The sequence below is a fragment of the Pelagovum pacificum genome, from assembly GCF_016134045.1.
In the GTDB taxonomy this organism is placed as follows: domain Bacteria; phylum Pseudomonadota; class Alphaproteobacteria; order Rhodobacterales; family Rhodobacteraceae; genus Oceanicola; species Oceanicola pacificus_A.
This window is the reverse complement of sequence record NZ_CP065915.1, coordinates 2,313,539-2,332,466: the sequence shown is the minus strand read 5'-3', so window position 1 is coordinate 2,332,466 and position 18,928 is coordinate 2,313,539. Positions and strand designations below refer to the sequence as shown.

At 66.6% G+C, this 18,928-nt stretch carries 16 protein-coding genes; 13 read left to right on the top strand and 3 right to left on the bottom strand.

The features are described from left to right. Positions 1–73: 73 nt before the first annotated feature. Genes sbnA through I8N54_RS11475 form a run of 3 tightly spaced genes read left to right on the top strand, consistent with a single transcriptional unit; the run spans position 74 to position 4,096 of the window. A complete protein-coding gene (gene sbnA, locus I8N54_RS11485) occupies positions 74–1,099 on the top strand; it encodes a 2,3-diaminopropionate biosynthesis protein SbnA (RefSeq protein ID WP_140192426.1) in 1,026 nt (341 codons plus the stop codon). Further along, positions 1,089–2,633, top strand: coding sequence for an FAD/NAD(P)-binding protein (locus tag I8N54_RS11480; RefSeq protein WP_140192427.1), 1,545 nt, complete (start codon positions 1,089–1,091; stop codon positions 2,631–2,633). The genes sbnA and I8N54_RS11480 overlap by 11 nt, the downstream gene beginning before the upstream one ends. Beyond that, positions 2,630–4,096: an alanine racemase gene (locus I8N54_RS11475; protein ID WP_140192428.1), complete on the top strand. Its 1,467-nt coding sequence runs from the start codon at positions 2,630–2,632 to the stop codon at positions 4,094–4,096. Before I8N54_RS11480 ends, I8N54_RS11475 begins: the two co-directional genes overlap by 4 nt. A 69-nt stretch (positions 4,097–4,165) precedes the next feature. On the opposite strand, the gene I8N54_RS11470 is transcribed toward I8N54_RS11475, so the two are convergent. Together I8N54_RS11470 and I8N54_RS11465 are read right to left on the bottom strand one after the other, a co-directional pair. Beyond that, a complete protein-coding gene (locus I8N54_RS11470; RefSeq protein ID WP_140192429.1) occupies positions 4,166–4,408 on the bottom strand; it encodes an SMc00767 family acetate metabolism repressor in 243 nt (80 codons plus the stop codon). A gap of 59 nt (positions 4,409–4,467) precedes the next feature. Beyond that, entirely contained in the window at positions 4,468–6,078 is a 1,611-nt protein-coding gene (locus tag I8N54_RS11465) for an isocitrate lyase (protein ID WP_140192430.1), read from the bottom strand. Positions 6,079–6,208: 130 nt separating this feature from the next. On the opposite strand from I8N54_RS11465, the gene I8N54_RS11460 reads away from it, so the two are divergent. Both I8N54_RS11460 and I8N54_RS11455 read left to right on the top strand, forming a co-directional pair. Then, the gene (locus I8N54_RS11460; protein WP_140192431.1) at positions 6,209–7,651 is read left to right on the top strand and encodes a helix-turn-helix domain-containing protein; all 1,443 of its coding nucleotides are present in this window, start codon (positions 6,209–6,211) and stop codon (positions 7,649–7,651) included. 116 nt (positions 7,652–7,767) lie between these two features. Beyond that, the gene (locus I8N54_RS11455) at positions 7,768–8,970 is read left to right on the top strand and encodes a GTP-binding protein (RefSeq protein ID WP_140192432.1); all 1,203 of its coding nucleotides are present in this window, start codon (positions 7,768–7,770) and stop codon (positions 8,968–8,970) included. Positions 8,971–9,009: 39 nt separating this feature from the next. On the opposite strand, the gene I8N54_RS11450 is transcribed toward I8N54_RS11455, so the two are convergent. Beyond that, positions 9,010–9,636 carry a TetR/AcrR family transcriptional regulator gene (locus I8N54_RS11450; protein ID WP_140192433.1) on the bottom strand — a complete coding sequence of 209 codons (627 nt, stop codon included), beginning with the start codon at positions 9,634–9,636 and terminating at the stop codon, positions 9,010–9,012. A gap of 303 nt (positions 9,637–9,939) precedes the next feature. On the opposite strand from I8N54_RS11450, the gene I8N54_RS11445 reads away from it, so the two are divergent. From I8N54_RS11445 to I8N54_RS11410, 8 genes are all read left to right on the top strand, one after another. After that, the gene (locus I8N54_RS11445) at positions 9,940–11,226 is read left to right on the top strand and encodes an ABC transporter substrate-binding protein (RefSeq protein ID WP_140192434.1); all 1,287 of its coding nucleotides are present in this window, start codon (positions 9,940–9,942) and stop codon (positions 11,224–11,226) included. A gap of 7 nt (positions 11,227–11,233) precedes the next feature. Continuing rightward, positions 11,234–12,181 carry a carbohydrate ABC transporter permease gene (locus tag I8N54_RS11440; RefSeq protein ID WP_140192435.1) on the top strand — a complete coding sequence of 316 codons (948 nt, stop codon included), beginning with the start codon at positions 11,234–11,236 and terminating at the stop codon, positions 12,179–12,181. Then, entirely contained in the window at positions 12,178–12,987 is an 810-nt protein-coding gene (locus I8N54_RS11435) for a carbohydrate ABC transporter permease (protein WP_140192436.1), read from the top strand. The genes I8N54_RS11440 and I8N54_RS11435 overlap by 4 nt, the downstream gene beginning before the upstream one ends. 11 nt (positions 12,988–12,998) lie before the next feature. Beyond that, positions 12,999–14,009 carry a zinc-dependent alcohol dehydrogenase gene (locus I8N54_RS11430; RefSeq protein ID WP_140192437.1) on the top strand — a complete coding sequence of 337 codons (1,011 nt, stop codon included), beginning with the start codon at positions 12,999–13,001 and terminating at the stop codon, positions 14,007–14,009. Positions 14,010–14,038: 29 nt separating this feature from the next. Next, complete coding sequence (locus I8N54_RS11425) at positions 14,039–15,094, top strand: glycoside hydrolase 5 family protein (protein ID WP_140192438.1); 1,056 nt, start codon at positions 14,039–14,041, stop codon at positions 15,092–15,094. Positions 15,095–15,116: 22 nt separating this feature from the next. Next, a complete protein-coding gene (gene dld / locus I8N54_RS11420) occupies positions 15,117–16,814 on the top strand; it encodes a D-lactate dehydrogenase (RefSeq protein ID WP_140192439.1) in 1,698 nt (565 codons plus the stop codon). A gap of 16 nt (positions 16,815–16,830) precedes the next feature. Continuing rightward, positions 16,831–17,895, top strand: a complete 1,065-nt coding sequence (locus I8N54_RS11415) for an ABC transporter ATP-binding protein (RefSeq protein ID WP_140192440.1) — start codon at positions 16,831–16,833, stop codon at positions 17,893–17,895. Positions 17,896–18,379: 484 nt separating this feature from the next. Then, a complete protein-coding gene (locus I8N54_RS11410; protein ID WP_269434068.1) occupies positions 18,380–18,928 on the top strand; it encodes an HlyD family secretion protein in 549 nt (182 codons plus the stop codon).

The following is an 18,928-nucleotide window of genomic DNA, read 5'->3' as shown; positions in this document are numbered from 1 at the left end:
AGTCAGAACCGATGACCTCCCGCGCAGTCTGCTGCGTTCGGTGGCCCTCGGGTCGATCAGCAGGAGTTGCAGCATGAACATCCAGATCACGAAGGCGGCGGCTGCCGACCGTGCCATCGCGCCCGGCATTCTCTCTCTCGTCGGGGGGACGCCGCTGGTGCGTTTCACGGGCTATCTCGGCGATCCGGATGTCGAACTCATCGTGAAGTACGAGGCCGCCAACCCCGGCGGCTCCGCCAAGGATCGCCCGGCACGGCAGATGATCGAACAGGCACTGCGGCGTGGTGACCTGACGCCGGGCGCGACGGTGATCGAGTCCACGTCCGGCAACATGGGCATCGGCCTCGCACAGGCCTGCCGGGTTCACGGGCTGAAGCTGATCTGCGTCGTCGACCCGAAGGCTCAGCCGCAAAACGTGGCGATCATGCGCGCGCTCGGGGCGCAAATCCACCTCGTCACCGATCCGATCGACGGCGACTTCCTCGCCGCGCGGATGGAAGCGGTGGGGCAATTGCTCGACCAGACACCCGGTGCGTTCTGGACGAACCAGTATGCCAACCTCGACAATCCCACCGCCCACACCGAAGGGACGATGCAGGAGATCGACGATATCCTGGGTGGCACAGTCGACGCGCTGTTCGTGGCCACCAGCAGCACCGGCACTGCGCGTGGCTGCCGCGACTTCCTGGAACGGCGCGGCCGCAAGACGGAAGTCGTGGCGGTGGATGCCGAGGGCAGTTGCCTGTTCGACGGCACGGCCGGCCCCCGACACATTCCGGGTATGGGGGCGGGACGCATCCCGGCCCTGGCCGAGGGACAGCGGTTCGATGGTCTCGAACGCGTGTCCGACCTCACCTGTGTCGTCGGCTGCCGCCGCGCCGCGCAGCGTGAGGCAGTGCTCGTCGGCGGCTCGGCGGGCGGCGTGCTCGAAGCTGTCCGCGCCCGCCGTGCGCAGCTCAGGGGCAAGCGGGTCGTCGCGATCCTGCACGATTCCGGGACCCGCTACCTCGACACGGTCTTCAACGACGAGTGGGTCGAACGCACGCTCGGAGTCTCGGCACAGGATCTTGCGGGCATGGTCGGTGCTGATGAGAGGTGAGCCGGTCCGCGTCGCGATCGTTGGCTGCGGACCAAAGGGGCTCTATTGCCTCGACGCGCTGGCGGAGGCCGTGCGCGGGCAACAGGGCAGGGTCGACATCACCCTGTTCGAACCTGCACCGACTCCGGCGGCCGGGCTAGTCTATGATCCCGCGCAGCCCGGCTACCTGCTGATGAACTTCGCCGCGCGCCACATCGACGCCTGGCCCGCCAAGTCTGGGCGGCCCTCGTTCCTCGACTGGGCGGCGACGGAAGCGCCCGACCGCGTGGCGCCCGACGGGTTTCCGCCGCGACGTGACGTCGGTCGCTACCTGACCGATTGCCTCGCCCTCGTCCGTCGGAATTGTCCGCGCAATGTCCGGATCAAGATCCGGCCGAGGCGTGTCACCGGTATTGCGCGGCAGGGCGCTCGATGGTCGGTTGCGACGGCTCAGGACAGTACTTTGTTCGACGAAGTGATGATCGCGACCGGCCACCAGAACTGGCAGGGCACGGCAGAGGGCGGCAAGGTGTTCCCGGTGCGTACGCAACTGTCGCCCGAGCGGGTCCCGGCCGGCTCACCCGTCACGGTGCGCGGGTTCGGCCTGACCGCGATCGACGCCGTGCTCGCGCTGACGGTCGGGCGGGGCGGCGCGTTCGACGACACCGGCAACGGGCTCACCTATCGCACCTCGGGGCAGGAGCCCGCCCGCATCGACCTGCGCTCGCGCACCGGGCGGCCGATGCTGGCGAAGGCCGATCTGTCACGGGTACAGCTGCCCCAAGGCTTCGAGGCCGCAACGACGAACCTCGCCGCGGCCATCGCCGCGCTCGATACCCTCAGGAATATCGAGCGAGAGCTGCTCGCGCCGATCTGTTTCGTCGTCGATGATCTCTTGGGACGGATGCCGGGCAGCACACGTCACTGGCTGACGGACTGGAGCGCGAGCCTCCCCGGTCACGACGACATCGAAGACCTGCTCCGCAACTCACGCGACGCGGCAACCGGCGTCAGTACCCCTGACATCCCGGACCTGCTCGGCCTCACGTGGCGCGCCGTCTACCCGGCTCTTGTCCGCACCGTCAGTCACGGCGGCCTCGATCCGGTGGCAGGACCGGATTTCAGGAGCCTCACGACAGAGATGGAGCGGATCGCCTTCGGCCCGCCCCCACTGAACGTCGCGCGGCTGGTCGCACTGTCCGAAGCCGGTCTGGTGACCTTTGGCAGGCTCTCGGACCATTCCATGCCCGGTATCGACGCCACGCTGCCCGCCGCCAGCGCCGTGGACCCGGATGGGCCTGTTTCCGGGCTGCTGGCCGACGGCACCCTCCGTCGCAACGATTTCGGCACGATCGCCATCGACCGCGATGGATGCGCGCTGGGCCTGAATGGCCGCGCGGAAGGTCTCTCCGTCACCGGACGGCTCACCGAGGTCGACGTCCTCGGCAACGACACGCTGAACAGGTCGCTGCACCAACTCAACGATCGCTGGGCCGCCCGCGTCGCGGCCCGCGCAATGGAACCGTCACCCGCCATAGGAGCACACCAGACATGACCACGCCGACCCGCCATTGCCACGGGGCCGTCCCGCTCACCGCCCGGCTGGAGCCCTGGATGCAGGAGGCCATGTCCCCGGACTGGTTGCGTCGCGCGGTCGACACCTACGGCTCACCGGTGAACATCCATGCCGTCGCACCGTTCCAGCGCAACATGGCGCGGTTCGTCGATGTCGCGAAGTCGCGCGGCGTGCAGCTGACACCCTATTTCGCGCGGAAGGCCAACAAGTGCCTGTCCTTCGTCACCTCGGCCCGCGACTATGGCTGGGGCGTCGACACGGCCAGCGAGGCGGAAGTCGTTCAGGCCATCGACGCGGGTGTCCGTGGCGGCCGGATCGTCTGCACCGCCGCGATCAAGCAGGCCGACATGATCGACGCCTGTATCGGCCACGGCGCGGAGATCATGCTCGACAATCATGACGAGCTGGCCCTGGTCGCGGCCCGTGCGCGGGAGCTCGGTCGCAGGGCGTCGGTCGGCCTTCGGCTGTCCGGGTTCGAACACGAGGGGCGAAAGCTCTATTCCCGGTTCGGCTTTCCGGTGTCGGACCTGCCGGAGCTGCTCGACACCCTCGACCAGATGCCTGAACTGTCGTTCGGTGGCGTCCATTTTCACCTGAACGGGTATGACTCGGCGCAGCGGTCCTCGGCGCTTGTCGCGCTACTCTCTCATGCCGACCGGCTGCGCAAATCCGTTGGCGGCTCGCCCTATATCGACATCGGCGGCGGTATCCCGATGTCGTACCTCGAACAGCCCGATCAGCTCTCCACCTTCCTCGACGCTCACGACAGGGCGCTTGCGGGCGACGCAGAGCCCGTCACCTTCCATAACCAAGGGCTGGGCCGGCGCGACGGTGGCGCGCCCGACGCCTATCCCGTCGCACAGTCGCTTGTGCAGGACGACTGGCTCGCCTCGGTCCTCGACACGCCGGCAGGGACCGGCACGATTGCCCAGGCCCTCGTCAGTTCCGGCATCCGCCTGCGCTGCGAACCCGGCCGAAGCGCGCTTGACGGGTGCGGCCTCACGGCGGCGCGCGTGGTCCATCGCAAGCGGGACAGCGAGGGCAACTGGATGATCGGTCTCGCGATGAACCGCACCCAGTTCCGCACCGGCTTTCAGGAGGTCATGGTGGACCCGATCCTGATCCCGACCGGCGCGGACCGTCAGGAAGAAGAGATGCGCGGCTACCTCACCGGCACCTATTGCACGGAATCCGAGTTCCTCGTCCTCCGCGAGATGGTGTTCCCCGCCGGCGTCGCGATCGGCGATATCGTGGTCTTCCCGAACACAGCCGGCTATCTGATGCACTTCCTCGAGAGCCGCTCGCACCAGTTCGACCTCGCCCGCAACGTGGTCTTCGCAGGAGCCGACGCCGACCCGCGCCCCGATGGGATCGACGGGGCGGTGCCGACCTCTCAATCGCGGACATGGCAGCAGAGAATGCCGCAGCAACAGCTGGTCTGATCCCGGCCCGATCGCGTCTTTGCACCGTAAACAACGGCCCCGCGGCGTGAAACGCTGCGGGGCTTCTATCTACTCCGAAGTCAATGCAACCTTCGCAGCCTCCCGCACCGTCGGGACGAGTTGGTCGCCCCATGCGCCGGTGCCGCTGTGGTGGCGGGAGACGCGGACGAGCTCGACCGAGACGCCCTCGCCGACGGCGCGCTGGACGGCTTCGTTCAGGCGGTGAACCGCGTCGGCGACGCGGTGGATGGCGCGGGTCTGGGCGTCGGTCTCGGGGCGCTGGACGCGCTCGAAATCGGGGTTGGCATTCATTGTCTGCATCCTCTTGCTGGCGTTGGCAGCCGCCGGCCCGAGGGCCGGGGCAGGGCGGTCTACTCGGCCGCGAACTGGTTCATGGTGTTGGCGTGGCCGCCGGCCTTCAGCGCGCGCTCGCCGGAGACCATCTCTTTGAACGTGTCTCCGAGGTCGGAGCCGACTTCGTGCTGGTGGCGCACGGCGGAGATGCCGGTGCGGATCTCCTCCCGCTGGACGGTCTTCACGTAGGCGAGCATCTTGTCCGCGCCGAAGTAGCCACGGCTGAGCTCGTCCACCGACTTCGCGGTCAGATGGTAGGTCGGCAGCGTGATGAGGTTGTGGAACACGCCGGCCCGGGTCGAGATGTCGTGCTGGAAGTTTCGCAGCCGCGCATCGGCCTCGACGCCGAGGTCGGTATCGTCGAACTCGGGGCGCATCAGCGCATTGCCCTCGGGATACTCGCCCTCGTCGATCCGGCCCTCCTCGAGCCACTGCGCGCGGACCTGTTTGCGCAGGTTCAGCGTCCAGTTGAAGGACGGCGAATTGTTGTAGGCGAGCTTGGCGGTCGGCACGACCTCGCGGATCTCGGCCACCATCGCGGCGATCTCGTCCACGTTCGGGGTGTCCGTCTCGATCCAGAGGAGGTCGGCCCCGCCCTCGGTCAGGTTGGCGATGCAATCCTCGATGACACGGGCGCGCCCTGTGCCCTCCTGGAAGGGGAACAGGCCGTTCGGCAGGCGGACGGGACGGACGAACGCTCCGTCCCGGTAGAGCGCGAGCTCTCCGTCCGCGATCGGCGACCGGGGTGTGATCGCCTCCGTCTTCAGCCACTTGATGTAGCCTGAGGCGAGGTCGCCGGGGTGACGGCTGACCGGCACCTTCTGGGTGAGCCCTGCGCCGAGGCTGTCGGTTCGCGCGACGATCACGCCATCCGTGACGCCCAGTTCCTCGAAGGCGAGACGACAGGCGCGCAGCTTTTCGATGAAGTCCTCGCGGGGGACGGTGACCTTGCCGTCCTGGTGGCCGCACTGCTTCGCGTCGGAAACCTGGTTCTCGATCTGAAGACAGCAGGCTCCGGCCTTGATGAGCTCCTTCGCCAGCAGGTAGGTCGCGTGCTCGTTGCCGAAGCCCGCGTCGATGTCGGCGATGATCGGCACGACATGCGTCTCGAAAGTGTCGATCTGTTCGATGATGTCCGCGCGTTCGGCGTCTGTTCGAGCCGTCTTCAGCGCGCGGAACAGGTCGTTCATCGCGACTTCGTCGGCCTGCCGAAGCGACGTGTAGATCTCTTCGATCAGGTCGGCGACGGCGGTCTTCTCGTGCATCGACTGGTCGGGCAGGTGGCCCCACCGGTTGCGCAGGCCCGCGACCATCCAGCCCGACAGGTAGACGTAGGTGCCCTTTGCGGTGCCGCGCATCCGCTTGACCGCCTTGATCATCTGCTGGGCGTGGAACCCGGACCAGCAGCCGAGGCTCTGGGTGAATTGCGTCGGATCGGCGTCATAGGCCGCCATGTCCGCCCGCATCACCGTCGCCATTTGCCGAGCGATCTCGAGGTGCGTGCTCCAGGTGTTCTGCAGCCGGAGCTGGACGATGTCGTCGACGGAGATGCCGTTCGGCGTCCGACCGTCGGGATAGCGGGCCGCGATCTCGGACCGGGTCGCTTCGTATGTCTTGCGGTGGGTCATGCCTCTCCCTTTCCTGCGTGATGGTGTAAGGTTAGTAATGTCACTGATGGCAGGGAATATGGCCTGTCACGCAAAGGGGTTAGCCTGTCAGGCTTGTAATGACGCGGCGCGGAAACTTGTAAGGATTGTCATGGCGGAGCGGGGGGAGAAGCTGATCATCGGGGCGCGGCTGAAGCGCTTGCGCCGGTCGCTCGGGCTGACTCAGGCGCAGATGGCGCAGGACCTCGATGTGTCGGCCTCATACATCACGCTGATCGAGTCCAACCAGCGGCCGGTTAGTGCGAAGCTGCTGCTAAAGCTCTCGCAGGTCTACGATTTCTCGATGACCGAGATCGCGGGCGGTGGCGACCTGCAGCTTCAGGGCGCGCTTGAGGCCGCGCTGAAAGACCCGGTTTTCGGAGAGAGCATCCCCCGCACCGAAGTGGAGGAAGCCGTGAACCTTTCGCCTGCCCTGGCGCGGGCTGTTCTGCGCCTGCACGAGCGCTATCGCGATATGGCGATGGCGGCGATTTCGGAGGAGAACCCGTTCTCCGATCGCGACAAGGTGGAGCTGCTCGAACAATCCGCGCGGCCGGTGGACGAGGTGCGCGCCCACTTCCACGCCCGGCAGAACCATGTCGATTCGATCGACCGCGCCGCCGAGGCGCTGGCCGACGAGCTGAAGATCTCGAGCGCCGAGCCGCAGATCGTGCTGAACGACAGGCTGCGGGACCGGCACGGCTACCGGGTGCGTATCCTGCCGCAGGATGTCATGCCCGGACAGCTGATGTGGCGCGACCCGCACCGGCGGCACCTGAACCTGTCGGAACGGCTCGACCAGCCGGGGCGCCGCTTCCAGATCGCGGTGCAGATCGCCCGGCTGGAATACGAGACGCTGATCGAGGCGGAATGCGACGCGGCGCGACTGTCCGACGAGGCACGGCCACTTCTGCGGACGAGCTTCGCGAACTACTTCGCCGCCGCGCTGCTGATGCCATATGGTCGGTTCCAGAAAGCGGCGGAGAGCGAGCGCTACGATGTCGAACTGCTCTGCCAGCGCTTCGGCACCAGCTTCGAGCAGACCGCCCACCGACTGACGACCCTGCAACGGCCCGAGGCGCGGGGCGTGCCCTTCTTCTTCGTCCGGGTCGACAAGGCGGGGAACGTGTCGAAGCGTTTCAGCGCGGGGCGCTTCCACTTCTCGAAGTTCGGCGGGTCCTGCCCGCTCTGGAACATCCACAATTGCTTCGAGGCGCCCGACAAGATGCAGACGCAGGTGATCGGGATGCCCGACGGGACACGCTACTTCTCCATCGCGCGGGCGGTGACACGGCAACTCGGCACCTATTCCGACCCCGCCGCGCGGTTCGCGATCGGACTGGGCTGCGACATCGCCTACGCGCCAAGGCTGATCTACGCACGGGACATGGACCTCTCCGCCGTCGAGCCGGTGGAGATCGGCGTGAACTGCTACCTCTGCGAACGGCAGAATTGCGCCTCGCGGGCCTATCCGCCGATCAACCGGGCCTTCACCTTCTCCGAGCGTATCCGGGGTGTGTCGAGCTTCAGCTTCGAGGTGGACCCGGACGAATAGGATGCGGACGGTCTCTCATCGCTTGTGTTATGTTATAACATAACATACGGTGCGCCAGTCGCCGCCGGAGCGCCTTCGGCAATGCGACGGACACACCATAAGCGAAAGGCCGCGCCATGCCTGACACCCGCCTTCCCGTCACCGTCCTCTCCGGATTTCTCGGGGCAGGGAAGACGACCCTGCTGAACCGGGTCCTGAACAACCGTGATGGCCGCCGGGTGGCGGTCATCGTCAACGACATGTCCGAGGTGAACATCGATGCCGACCTCGTCCGCGCCGATACCGAGCTCAGCCGTACCGACGAGACGCTGGTCGAGATGTCGAACGGCTGCATCTGCTGCACGCTTCGCGATGACCTGCTCGACGAGGTGCGCCGCCTCGCCGGGGCCGGGCGGTTCGACTACCTGCTGATCGAGTCGACCGGGATCTCCGAACCGCTGCCGGTGGCCGCCACCTTCGAGTTCCGTGACGCGCAGGGGCAGAGCCTCGCCGACCTCGCCCGGCTCGATACGATGGTGACCGTGGTGGATGCCGCGAACCTGCTGAACGACTTTTCCGGCCACGACCTTCTGAAGGACCGGGGCGAGACTCTCGGCGCGGAGGATGAGCGCACGCTCGTCCATCTTCTCACCGACCAGATCGAGTTCGCGGATGTCATCGTTCTCAACAAGGTCGCAGACGCCGGGCCGGAGAAGACCGACGCCGCGCGCAAGATCATCCGCAGCCTGAACGCGGACGCCCGGATCATCGAGACGAACCACAGCGATGTGCCGGCCAGCGCGATCCTCGACACCGGGCTGTTCGATTTCGAGTCGGCGCATGAGCACCCGATGTGGGCGAAAGAGCTCTACGGCTTCGCCGACCATGTGCCGGAGACCGAGGAATACGGTGTGACGAGCCACGTCTACCGCGCTCGCCGTCCTTTCGTTCCCGAGAAGTTGCTGTCGGTCCTGAACGGGTCGCTGTCCGGCGTGATCCGCGCCAAGGGTCACTTCTGGATCGCGACCCGGCCCGACTGGGTTGCGGAGTTCTCGCTTGCCGGGGCCTTGTCCTCCGTCACGCCGCTCGGCACCTGGTGGGCGGCGGTGCCGAAGGAGCGCTGGCCCGATCACGCGAGCGCCCGCGACTATATCGCGACGCACTGGCAAGAGCCGTGGGGCGATCGGCGGCAGGAGATCGTGTTCATCGGGTCGGGGATCGACTGGCCGGCACTCAAGGCCCGGCTCGATGCTTGCCTCGTTTCCGAGGAACTCGCGACGGGGCCCGACGCACTGCCCGATCTGCCCGATCCCTTTCCGAACTGGCGCCGGGCGGCCTGACGATTTCAGCCGGCCCGTCGCCATCTTGAAGCGGGCCGGTCAGCCCTGTCGGTAGGTCTCCCCGGCTTTCCAGCGGGCGATCATCGCGTCGACATAGGTGGTGATCATCGCCAGCAGATCGACCCGGTCATCTATCATCCACTGCAACGCGAACCCGTCCAGCACCGCGATCAGCAGGTGGGATTCGTACTCCACCGTGGCGTCGTCCATCTCGGCGACCTCTCCACCCTCGATCGCCTCGCGCAGGTGGCGGGTGAAGACCTCCATCGTGCGGCCATAGCGTTCGGCGACGAAGGGGTGGGCCGGATGATCCTCCCGGCTCGCCTCGATCGAGAGCGTCAAATAGAGGTTCATGAAGCCACGGTGCGCGACGTTGTTGGCGGTGACGTCGCGCAGGCTGCGGAAGTAGGCGAGGCCGACGTGCCGCTTCTCGTCGATGCGCTGCGCGTCGTCCCAGTGGCGCAGGACCTCGACCAGCAGTTCGGCCTTGTTCTCGAAATGGCGCATGATCGCACCTGGCGTGATGCCGGCGCGCTGGGCGATCTCCTGCAGGGAGCCGGCGCTGTAGCCGTAGGTGCCGAACACCTCGACGGCCTCCTGAAGAATCTTCGCGCGCCGCTTCTGTCCGGTCTTGTAGGGCCCCCGGGCCCGCTTCGTTTCCTCCATCCCGCGTCCTGTCCTTTCGTCCCGCCCGTCGCGCCAAGCGACTGTCACTCAAAGCTTTTACCGCCGTTTCCCGCCTCTGGCAAAATGACGCTTGCCAAAAAGTGAATCACGATTTACTTTTCGTACACCGGCCGCCACAGGAGGTAAAGCGCCCAAAGGTCAGGGCGCAGAGGCGGCGGATGCCGGGACGACAGTAAGCCAAACGGTCACGGGACGTGAGTGGACAATGCCGGGCGCGAAGGGCGTTCCGGCAAACGGGATCGCCTTGCCAAGTGGCCGGGTGACCGCAGAGAGGAGGACAAGATGAACAATTTCACCAAGGGTCTGAACCGCCGCGAATTCATGTCGCTGGTCGGGACCACGACCGTCGGCATGGCCGCCGGCAGCATGGGTGCGGGCGCCGCCTTCGCACAGGGCGAGCCGATCAAGTTCTGGGACATGCCGTGGGGCGGCACGACCTACAACAACGCCATGAAGGAGATGGTCGAGGGCTACGAGGCCGGCCCGACCGCCTATCAGGCGATCCAGTGGGCGAACTTCCAGCAGGTCTTCGCCTCGGCGCTCGCCTCCAACACCGGCCCCGCGGCCAGCACCGGCGGCGCGTTCCAGGCGTTCCAGTTCGCCGAGCAGGGCCAGGTGATCTACGCCGACAACGTCATCGAGATGCTGACCGAGTCCGGCAAGATCGACGATTTCCTGCCGGGCACGCTCGATGCGCTGAAGACGCCCGAAGGCTATGTCGGCATTCCGTGGAACCTCGACGTCCGCCCGGTCTGGATCCGGCAGTCGCTGCTCGACCAGGCCGGTGTCGAGGCGCCGACGACCTGGGCCGAGTGGCTCGAAGTCGGGCGCGCGCTGAAGGCGATGGACGTCTATGCCTTCGCCACCGGGGCGGGCCCGAACAACAACTTCGGTTACCACTCCATGATGGCGCTCATGATCAACAACGGCGGCGGTCTCTTCACGGAAGAAGGCGAGCTCGACGTGCTGTTCGACCGCAACGTCGAGGCGATGGAATTCGTGCGCGAGATGGCGGTCGATGGAATGATCGACCCCGCCTCGATCAGCTACTCGACCGACAACCTCGACCAGATGTGGCGCTCGGGCAAGGCGGGCCTCGGCTACCATACGCCGGGCCTCGACGAAGTGCTGGGCGAGACGGACGGCGACCTCGTGGTGATGAGCCCGCCCGCCGGTCCGCACGGCGACAAGGGGTCGGCCTACTACGTCAACAACCTGATGATGTACGCCAACAGCCCGTCGCGCGAAGAGACCGAGCAGTTCATGTTCTGGTATGTCAACAACCTCGAACATGCATGGACGGCGGGCCGGGCACCGTCGCTGCCGGCGCTGCGCTCCATCACCGAGACGGAGGTCTTCCGCGCCCGCACGCAAGCCGTGAAGGTCATCGAGGAATGGCAGCCGGTCTGCAAGCCGATGGCGGCCCGGTCGAGCGCCTCCTTCGCCGCGCTTGCCTCGATCGACGCGGGGCAGGCGGTCACGCGCTTCGCCCAGACCATGCTGCAGGGCCGGACCGAAGCGCGGGCCGCGCTCGAGCGGCTCGAGTCCGACCTGCGCGAGCTGGTGTGAGCCGGCGATGACCAGCCATGCCGACCAGCCGAACGTCGCGCGGACGCTGACCGGTCAGAGCGGGGGAGAGATCCCCCGCGACGACTGGAGCGCGGGCCGCGGACGACTCTTCCTCCTCCTCGTGGCACCATCGGTCCTGCTGCTGGTGCTGCTGAACGCCTACCCGGTCTTCTACGCGGCGCTTCAGTCCGTGCGAAACGGCACGCTGATCTCGCCGGGCGAGTTTGTCGGGCTGTCGAATTTCGCCAAGGTCCTGCAAAGCCCGGACTTCTGGCACTCGGTCCGGTTCACCGCGATCTTCACGGTGTCGGGCGTGGCGGGGAGCTGGCTGATCGGCATGGCGCTGGCGTTGCTCCTGCGCGCCGGGGTCTACGGCGGAGGCACCGTGAAGGTGCTTCTGCTGCTCCCCTGGGTCGTGCCGATCGTGGTGTCCTCGATGGCATGGAACTGGCTCGTCGCGACGCCGGATTCGCCGATGCCGACGCTGGCGCGGATGCTCGGCTTCGAGACGCCGCTGTTCCTCGCCGATCCGCTGCTGGCGGCGATCACGGTCTGCGTCTTCAAGGTCTGGTGCAGCTTTCCCTTCATGATGCTCATCATGTCGGCGGCTCTGTCGGGGATCGATCGCAGTGTCTACGAGGCGGCCTCCATCGATGGGGCGACCGGCTGGCAGAGGCTGCGCTACATCACGCTGCCGCTCACGGCGCGCACCACCTACATCAGCTGGATCCTGATGACGATCTTCTGCGTCAACGACTTTCCCACCATCTACCTGCTGACCGCGGGCGGACCGATCGACGCGACGACCTCGCTCATCGTGCTGGCCTATCGGCTGGTGTTCCAGAATTTCCAGACGGGTCCCGGTGTGGCGATCGCGCTGATGATGACCGCCGCGATGGTCGTCGTCTCGCTGATCCTGTTCCGCCAGATCCGCAAATCGGGAGGCCCGGCATGACCATCCTGTCGAGCAAGCTCGCCCGCACCGGCATCGTCTACGGCTTCACCGTAATCGCGCTGCTGCCGATCGGGGCGACGGTCCTTCTGTCGCTCCGCCCGCGACCGGGCACCGACGCCATCGGCCTCGGCTTCTCCAACTTCGTCCATGTCTTCCGCGAGACGCTCGTGGCGGACTGGCTCATCAACAGCCTGCTGGTGTCGCTCTTCACCGTTGTGGCGGCGATCATCGTCGCTGCGCCGGCAGGCTACGTGATCTCGCGCGGGCGCAACAAGCTGGTCCAGGGCTATTCGCTGCTGCTGTTCGTCGTTCAGTCGCTGCCGATCATCACCGCCGTCATTCCGCTCTTCATGCTGTTCGCGCGCCTCGGGCTCGCCGATCACCTCGGCGCGCTTGTCATCATCTACGTCGCCGGATCGCTGTCGGTCGCGACATGGATGATGGCGGCCTATTTCGACACGATCCCCGCCGCGCTCGAGGAAGCGGCCTGGATCGACGGCTGCTCCGTCTTCGGTGGCTTCATGCGGATCGTCCTGCGCAACTCGCTGCCGGGCGTCCTGTCGACCGCGATCTTCACCTTCCTGCTGTCGTGGAACGACTACCTCGTCGCGATCGTGTTCCTGAAGACCGACACCGGCTTCACCTTGCCGATCGGCCTGCAGTCCTTCTTCCAGCAGACCTCCACCGATTGGGGTGCCGTCATGGCCGTCTCCGTCGTTACGATGCTGCCACCGGTGATCATCTTCTCCTTCCTCAACCGCTATTTCAGCGTGGGCGGGATCGGCGGATCGCTGGCCGGGCAATAGGAGGAACAGCCTTGAGACGTCTCTTGATTTCGGCCCCCGGCCGGGTGGAGCTGGTCGCCGGTTCGATGCCGGCGCCGGGCCCCGACGACCTGCTGCTCGCACCGCTCGCAGTCGGGCTGTGCCGCACGGACGCCGAGCTCGCCGACGGCAGCATGATCTATCTGCGCGAGGGGCGGACCAGCCTGCCGCTCACGCCGGGGCACGAGTGGGTGGCAGAGGTCGCCTGCGTCGGCCCGGGGGTGACGGGCTTCGCGACCGGCGACATCGTGGTCGGCGAATGCTCCATCGGCTGCGGAACCTGCCGGAAATGTGCGTCGGGCGACTACCACCAGTGCGACAGCCGGGCCGAGACCGGCATCATGGGGCAGGAGGGGGCGATGGCAGGCTACTTCCGCTATCCCGCCGCCTCCGCCCACAAGGTGCCCGAGGGGATCGCGACAGAGGATGCCGTCTTCGCCGAACCCGCCGCCGTCGCGCTGCGCGCGGTGATGCGCGGCAACTGGCAGGAGGGCGACCGCATCCTCGTCGTCGGCGCGGGCACGATCGGCTGGCTTGCTGCCGCCATCGCGCTCGACCGCTACGGGGCCGACGTCGCCGTGCTGGAGCCCGACGCCGCCCGCATGGCGCGCGTCGCGGCGATCGGCGCTCGCGCGGCTGAAGAGGGCGAAGCCTTCGACGTGGTGATCGAGGCGAGCGGCAACAGCAACGGGCTGGAGGCCGGGCTCGGGCGGCTCGCCAGCAATGGCCGGCTGGTTGCGGTGAGCCTGACGGGCTGCGCCGCCCACGCCGTCGACATCGACCGGATGGTGGTGAGCGACCAGTCCCTCACCGGCTCGCTCGGCAGTCCGGGGGTCTGGGGCGACATGCTCGAAATGCTGGGGCGGGGGCGGTTGCGACCGGCTCCGCTCGTCACGGGACGCTACCGACTGTCGGACGCGGAAGAGGCCTACGCGGCGCTTCTGGCCAACGCACCGGGAACGGGAAAACTGCTCATCCTCGTGGACGAGGACGACCGCCGCTGAGCGGTCGGGGCAAACAAGGGAGAGAAGAGATGGATACCAGCGAAGTCTTCGGTTTCAACTACGACGGATCATGGGGCAGCAGTGGGCTCGAGGTGTGGAACTACCACGACCACGGCCTGATGTCGGTCGAGATCGCCCGCGGCAAGCGCTACTTCCCGGAGTGGAACGTCGGTCGCTGGTGGCTGTCCAACGAGAGCTACCAGAGGAACCCGGAGCGGTTCATGGCGAACCTCGACGCCGGGCTCGACATCTTCGCCGGCCACGGCATCAAGGTGATGCCGGTGCTCTTCAACCGTTGGCGCGATCCGGTCTGTGACTTCGGCGGCGTCGGCCTCGAACACCTGATCCCCTGGGCGACGGCTTGGAACCACTCCGACGATCTCTTCTCGACCGCCGACCCGGCGGGCCGCGAACTGACCATCGTGGAGGAGGTCCATGCCGACTTCCTCGACGCCGTGATCGGGGCGCACAAGGACGACGACCGCATTTATTGCTGGGACCTCTGCAACGAGCCGCTGATGGGGGAATATGTCGACGATGCCGACAGCCCCCTGCGCGCGGCGGAGCTGAAGTGGCTCAAGTGGCTGGCGGACAAGGTGCGGATGCTCGGGGCCAGCCAGCCGATCACCATCGGCAACTACCCCGGTCTCTCCGCCGTGCAGGCGACCGAGCCGTGGGTCGATATCCTGTCCTTCCATCCCTACTACGTCTGGAACGGCAAGGCCGCGCAGATGCAGGTCACGAAGAAGGAGGGCTTCATCAAGCTCGTCGAGGACACGCTCGCCTTCGCCGACTCCGTCGGCAAGGGCCTGATCGCATCCGAGACGGTCTGGGGCGCGCGTGACGACGCCAAGCATGTGGAGGTGATGCGCTTCACGCTGGACGAATTGTCGAAGCGCGGCATCGGCTTCACGGTCCATGCGTTGCACCACAGCCTGATCTCGGACCTTCACCGCGACGAATACGGCCCGGTCGGCCTTCCCGAATGCCTCCACTTCATTGAGGCAGACGGCTCGCTGCGCAAAGGCCACGAAGCGTTCAACGACTACGCGCCGTCCGTCCTGCGTCAGAAGGCGGCCGAGTAGCGCAGGGACCCGGAGCGCCGGCATGCAGAGCCTCATCTCCGAGTTCCGCGGGATCGTCGGGCGGCGTCATGTGCATGTCGGCGCGCGTGCCACCCGGCGGTTCCGCCGTGGCTACCGCCAGGGCGACGGGCCCGTGCTCGCCGTCGTGCGTCCCGGCACGCCGCTGGAACAGTGGCGGGTCCTGCAATGCTGCGCAGACGCCGGCGTCGTCGTGATCTGCCAGGCGGCGAACACCGGCCTGACCGGCGGCTCCACCCCGGACGGAGATGGGTACGATCGTCCGGTCGTCATCATCAACACCATGCGCATGGCCGCGATCCGGCTGATCGGGGACGGCGCGCAAGTGGTGTGCCTGCCGGGGGCCACGCTGGACGGGCTGGAGCGCAAACTCGCCCCTCTCGGTCGGGAGCCGCACTCCGTCATCGGGTCCTCCTGCATCGGCGCGACCGCGACCGGCGGCGTCTGCAACAATTCCGGCGGCGCGCTGGTGCGGCGCGGCCCCGCCTACACCGAGATGGCGCTCTTCGCCCGGATTGACGCGCAGGGTCGACTGGAGCTGGTCAATCACCTCGGCATCGACCTCGGCACCGGGCCGGAGGACATACTGCGCCGTCTGGAGGCATGGGACGTGGCGCCCGAAGACGTCGGCAATGGCGGCAACGCCGCCGCCTCCGACCGGGACTACGCCCATCACGTCCGCGATGTCGGCGCGCCGACTCCGGCCCGGTTCAACGCCGATCCGCGACGGCTGCACGAAGCGTCGGGGTCCGCCGGTCACCTCGCGGTCTTCGCACTCCGCCTCGACACGTTCGCAGCCGATCCCGAGCCGGCGGTCTTCTACATCGGCACGAACGACCCGGACGAGCTCGCCACGCTGCGGCGCGATGTGCTGAGCGACTTCGAGCACCTGCCGATCGCCGGTGAATATCTGCACGCGACTGCCTTCGACCTGTCGCGGACGTACGGCAAGGACCTGTTCTGGTTCATCAAACGCTTCGGGACACGCAACGTGCCCCGCGCTTTCGCGGTCAAGAGCTGGATCGACGGCGTGACCGACGCGATCGGCCTCGGCCCGCGCCTGTCGGATCACCTGCTCCAAGGCCTCTCGCGCCTGCTGCCCCGACAGGTTCCCCCCCGGCTGGAGGACTGGCGCGACCGCTACGCGCATCACCTGCTGCTCAAGACGACCGCCGAGGGCGCGGCAGAGGCCCGCGCCTGTCTCGCCGGCCGCTTTCCGTCCCGGTCGGGCGATGTGTTCGAATGCGATGCACGGGAGGCCGAGGATGCCTTCCTGCTGCGCTTCGCCGTCGGCGGTGGCGTCGTGCGCTACCGGGCGGTCCACGCCAGGGAAGTCGAGGATATCGTCGCGCTCGACATCGCCCTGCCGCGCAACACCGCCGACTGGTTTGAAGTTCTGCCCGACGAGATCGAGCGCGATCTCGTGGCAAAGCAATATTGCGGGCACTTCTTCTGCCACGTCCTGCACCAGGAATATTTCGTCCGGCGCGGCGTCGATTGCGATGTGGTGAAGGCCAAGCTGCTTGCGACGCTCGACACGCGCGGCGCGCGCTACCCGGCCGAGCACAACTTCGGCCATTCCTACAAGGCGCCCGAGGAGCTGTTGCAGTTCTACCGGGCGCTCGATCCGACCAACAGTTTCAACCCCGGCATCGGCCGCGCCACCAAGCGCGCGGACTGGGCCGGCGACCTGACAGTATAAAAGGGGAGGTAACACGATGGGTGCGATGAGCATACGCGAGGCCCGCAAAGTCTACGGCGCGGTAGAGGTGCTGCACGGCGTCTCGCTGGAAATTCCGGATGGCGAGTTCGTCATCCTCGTCGGCCCCTCGGGCTGCGGGAAGTCGACGCTTCTGCGGATGATCGCGGGGCTGGAGCCGATCACCTCGGGCGAGATCTCGATCGCGGGAAAAGTCGTCAACAGCCTCGCCCCGGCGCAGCGGGACATCTCGATGGTGTTCCAGAACTACGCGCTCTACCCGCACATGACCGTTGCCGACAACATGGGCTTCTCGCTGAAACTCGCCGGAGCCTCGAAGGCCGAGGTGAAGGAAAAGGTCGCGAACGTGGCCGCGATGGTGGGGATGGATCCCTATCTCGACCGCTACCCCAAGCAGCTGTCGGGTGGTCAGCGGCAGCGTGTCGCCATGGGCCGCGCCATCGTGCGCAATCCGCAGGTCTACCTGTTTGACGAGCCGCTCTCGAACCTCGATGCCAAGCTGCGGGTGCAGATGCGCTCCGAGATCAAGCGCAACCACCAGCGGCTCGGCACGACGACCGTCTACGTCACCCATGACCAGATCGAGGCGATGACGATGGCCGACCGGATCGTCGTCATGCATGACGGCGTGATCGAACAGATCGGCACGCCGCTGGAGCTCTACGACGCGCCCGGCAATCTCTTCGTAGCAAGCTTCATCGGCTCCCCCGCGATGAACCAGTTCCCCGGCCGCATCGTCGAAGGCGCGTTCGTGGCGACCGACGGCACCCGGCTGCCCATCGGTGCGCTCGGCGCCGGCCACGACGGCCGCGAGGTCGTGCTCGGCATCCGGCCGGAGCATTTCCGTCTGGACCCCAAGGGCCTCGACATGGAAGTCGTCACTGTCGAGCCGACTGGCGCGGAGACGCAGGTGATGGCCGAGTTCGCCGGCCAGACCGTGACCGTCGCCTTCCGGGAGCGCATCACCGCGAGACCAGGCGAGCACATCACGGTCTCGGTCGCGCCGGAAACCGTGCATCTGTTCGATGCCGCGTCACGCAAGCGGATTGGGGCCAAGGATTAAACAATCCGGGCAGTCTCCGCGACCTGTACATAGAAACTTGAGGTCGATCCTGTCCCGCCCGGAGCAATTCGTGGCGGGACTTCCCTGTCGTGATTTGCGCCGCTTGTGGCCGGTCATGGCAGAAAGCACGCATTTTGCGCGACTTACGGAGAATCGCTCGCAATGTTCGGCGTTCGCAATTGACACGGCGTTCGGGGAAGTTCGCGAGAAATAATGTTTCTCTTCGTTTGAGCGCAGAGTTAGGTTTCGGTTAACGTAAAGTAAGCAATGTCCATCGTTGTGGGGACAGCAAGGACCTTGCGGTTAAGAGGGCGGCCGGTCTTTGGCCTGCTCGAAGTTTAGGGACGAGTTTCAACAGGATGTAGTCGATGGGGTGCCAATTTCAGGCGTCTCTTCTCGCTTGGTGTGCTCGCCCGGAAGCATTTCATATGGCCTTTCCGTTCGGCTTTGATGACGACGACAGCATTGTGACCGGCACGAGGAGATCGCGGCGACGCACCTCGAAGAAATGGCAACGCGCGGGATGTCGACAGCCAACATCATGCGTAGCCAGATCAAGCAGGTCGACGCGCAACTCGCCCTGATCGATGAGCAGCTCTCATGCACCCGCCTGCGCGCGCCGTTCGATGGCTTCGTCGTCGACGGTGACCTGAGCCAGCGCATCGGCGCCTCGGTCGAACGTGGCGAGGAGCTGTTCAAGATCGCGCCGCTCGACGCCTACCGCGTCGTTCTCGAAGTCGACGAACGCGACCTCGCGCAGATCGCGCCCGGCCAGTCCGGCGCGCTGCGCCTGTCGACACGGCCCGACACGTCGATCCCCTACGAGGTCGCCCGCATCACCCCGATCGCCGAGCAGAGCGATGGCCGCAATTTCTTCCGCGTCGAAGCCTCGCTCGAAACCGTGCCCGATTGGGTCGCCCCCAGCATGGAGGGCGCGGCGCGCACCGTGGTGGAAGAACGTCTCGTTGTGAAGGTCTGGACCCGTCGCTTCGTGGACTGGCTGCGGATGACCTGGTGGCGGATGCAGCCCTGA

Excerpts from the sequence above, each read along its gene's own strand:
- sbnA (WP_140192426.1), top strand. The coding sequence starts at position 74 with ATGAACATCCAGATCACGAAGGCGGCGGCTGCCGACCGTGCCATCGCG.
- I8N54_RS11480 (WP_140192427.1), top strand. The coding sequence starts at position 1,089 with ATGAGAGGTGAGCCGGTCCGCGTCGCGATCGTTGGCTGCGGACCAAAG.
- I8N54_RS11475 (WP_140192428.1), top strand. The coding sequence starts at position 2,630 with ATGACCACGCCGACCCGCCATTGCCACGGGGCCGTCCCGCTCACCGCC.
- I8N54_RS11470 (WP_140192429.1), bottom strand. The coding sequence starts at position 4,408 with ATGAATGCCAACCCCGATTTCGAGCGCGTCCAGCGCCCCGAGACCGAC.
- I8N54_RS11465 (WP_140192430.1), bottom strand. The coding sequence starts at position 6,078 with ATGACCCACCGCAAGACATACGAAGCGACCCGGTCCGAGATCGCGGCC.
- I8N54_RS11460 (WP_140192431.1), top strand. The coding sequence starts at position 6,209 with ATGGCGGAGCGGGGGGAGAAGCTGATCATCGGGGCGCGGCTGAAGCGC.
- I8N54_RS11455 (WP_140192432.1), top strand. The coding sequence starts at position 7,768 with ATGCCTGACACCCGCCTTCCCGTCACCGTCCTCTCCGGATTTCTCGGG.
- I8N54_RS11450 (WP_140192433.1), bottom strand. The coding sequence starts at position 9,636 with ATGGAGGAAACGAAGCGGGCCCGGGGGCCCTACAAGACCGGACAGAAG.
- I8N54_RS11445 (WP_140192434.1), top strand. The coding sequence starts at position 9,940 with ATGAACAATTTCACCAAGGGTCTGAACCGCCGCGAATTCATGTCGCTG.
- I8N54_RS11440 (WP_140192435.1), top strand. The coding sequence starts at position 11,234 with ATGACCAGCCATGCCGACCAGCCGAACGTCGCGCGGACGCTGACCGGT.
- I8N54_RS11435 (WP_140192436.1), top strand. The coding sequence starts at position 12,178 with ATGACCATCCTGTCGAGCAAGCTCGCCCGCACCGGCATCGTCTACGGC.
- I8N54_RS11425 (WP_140192438.1), top strand. The coding sequence starts at position 14,039 with ATGGATACCAGCGAAGTCTTCGGTTTCAACTACGACGGATCATGGGGC.
- dld (WP_140192439.1), top strand. The coding sequence starts at position 15,117 with ATGCAGAGCCTCATCTCCGAGTTCCGCGGGATCGTCGGGCGGCGTCAT.
- I8N54_RS11415 (WP_140192440.1), top strand. The coding sequence starts at position 16,831 with ATGGGTGCGATGAGCATACGCGAGGCCCGCAAAGTCTACGGCGCGGTA.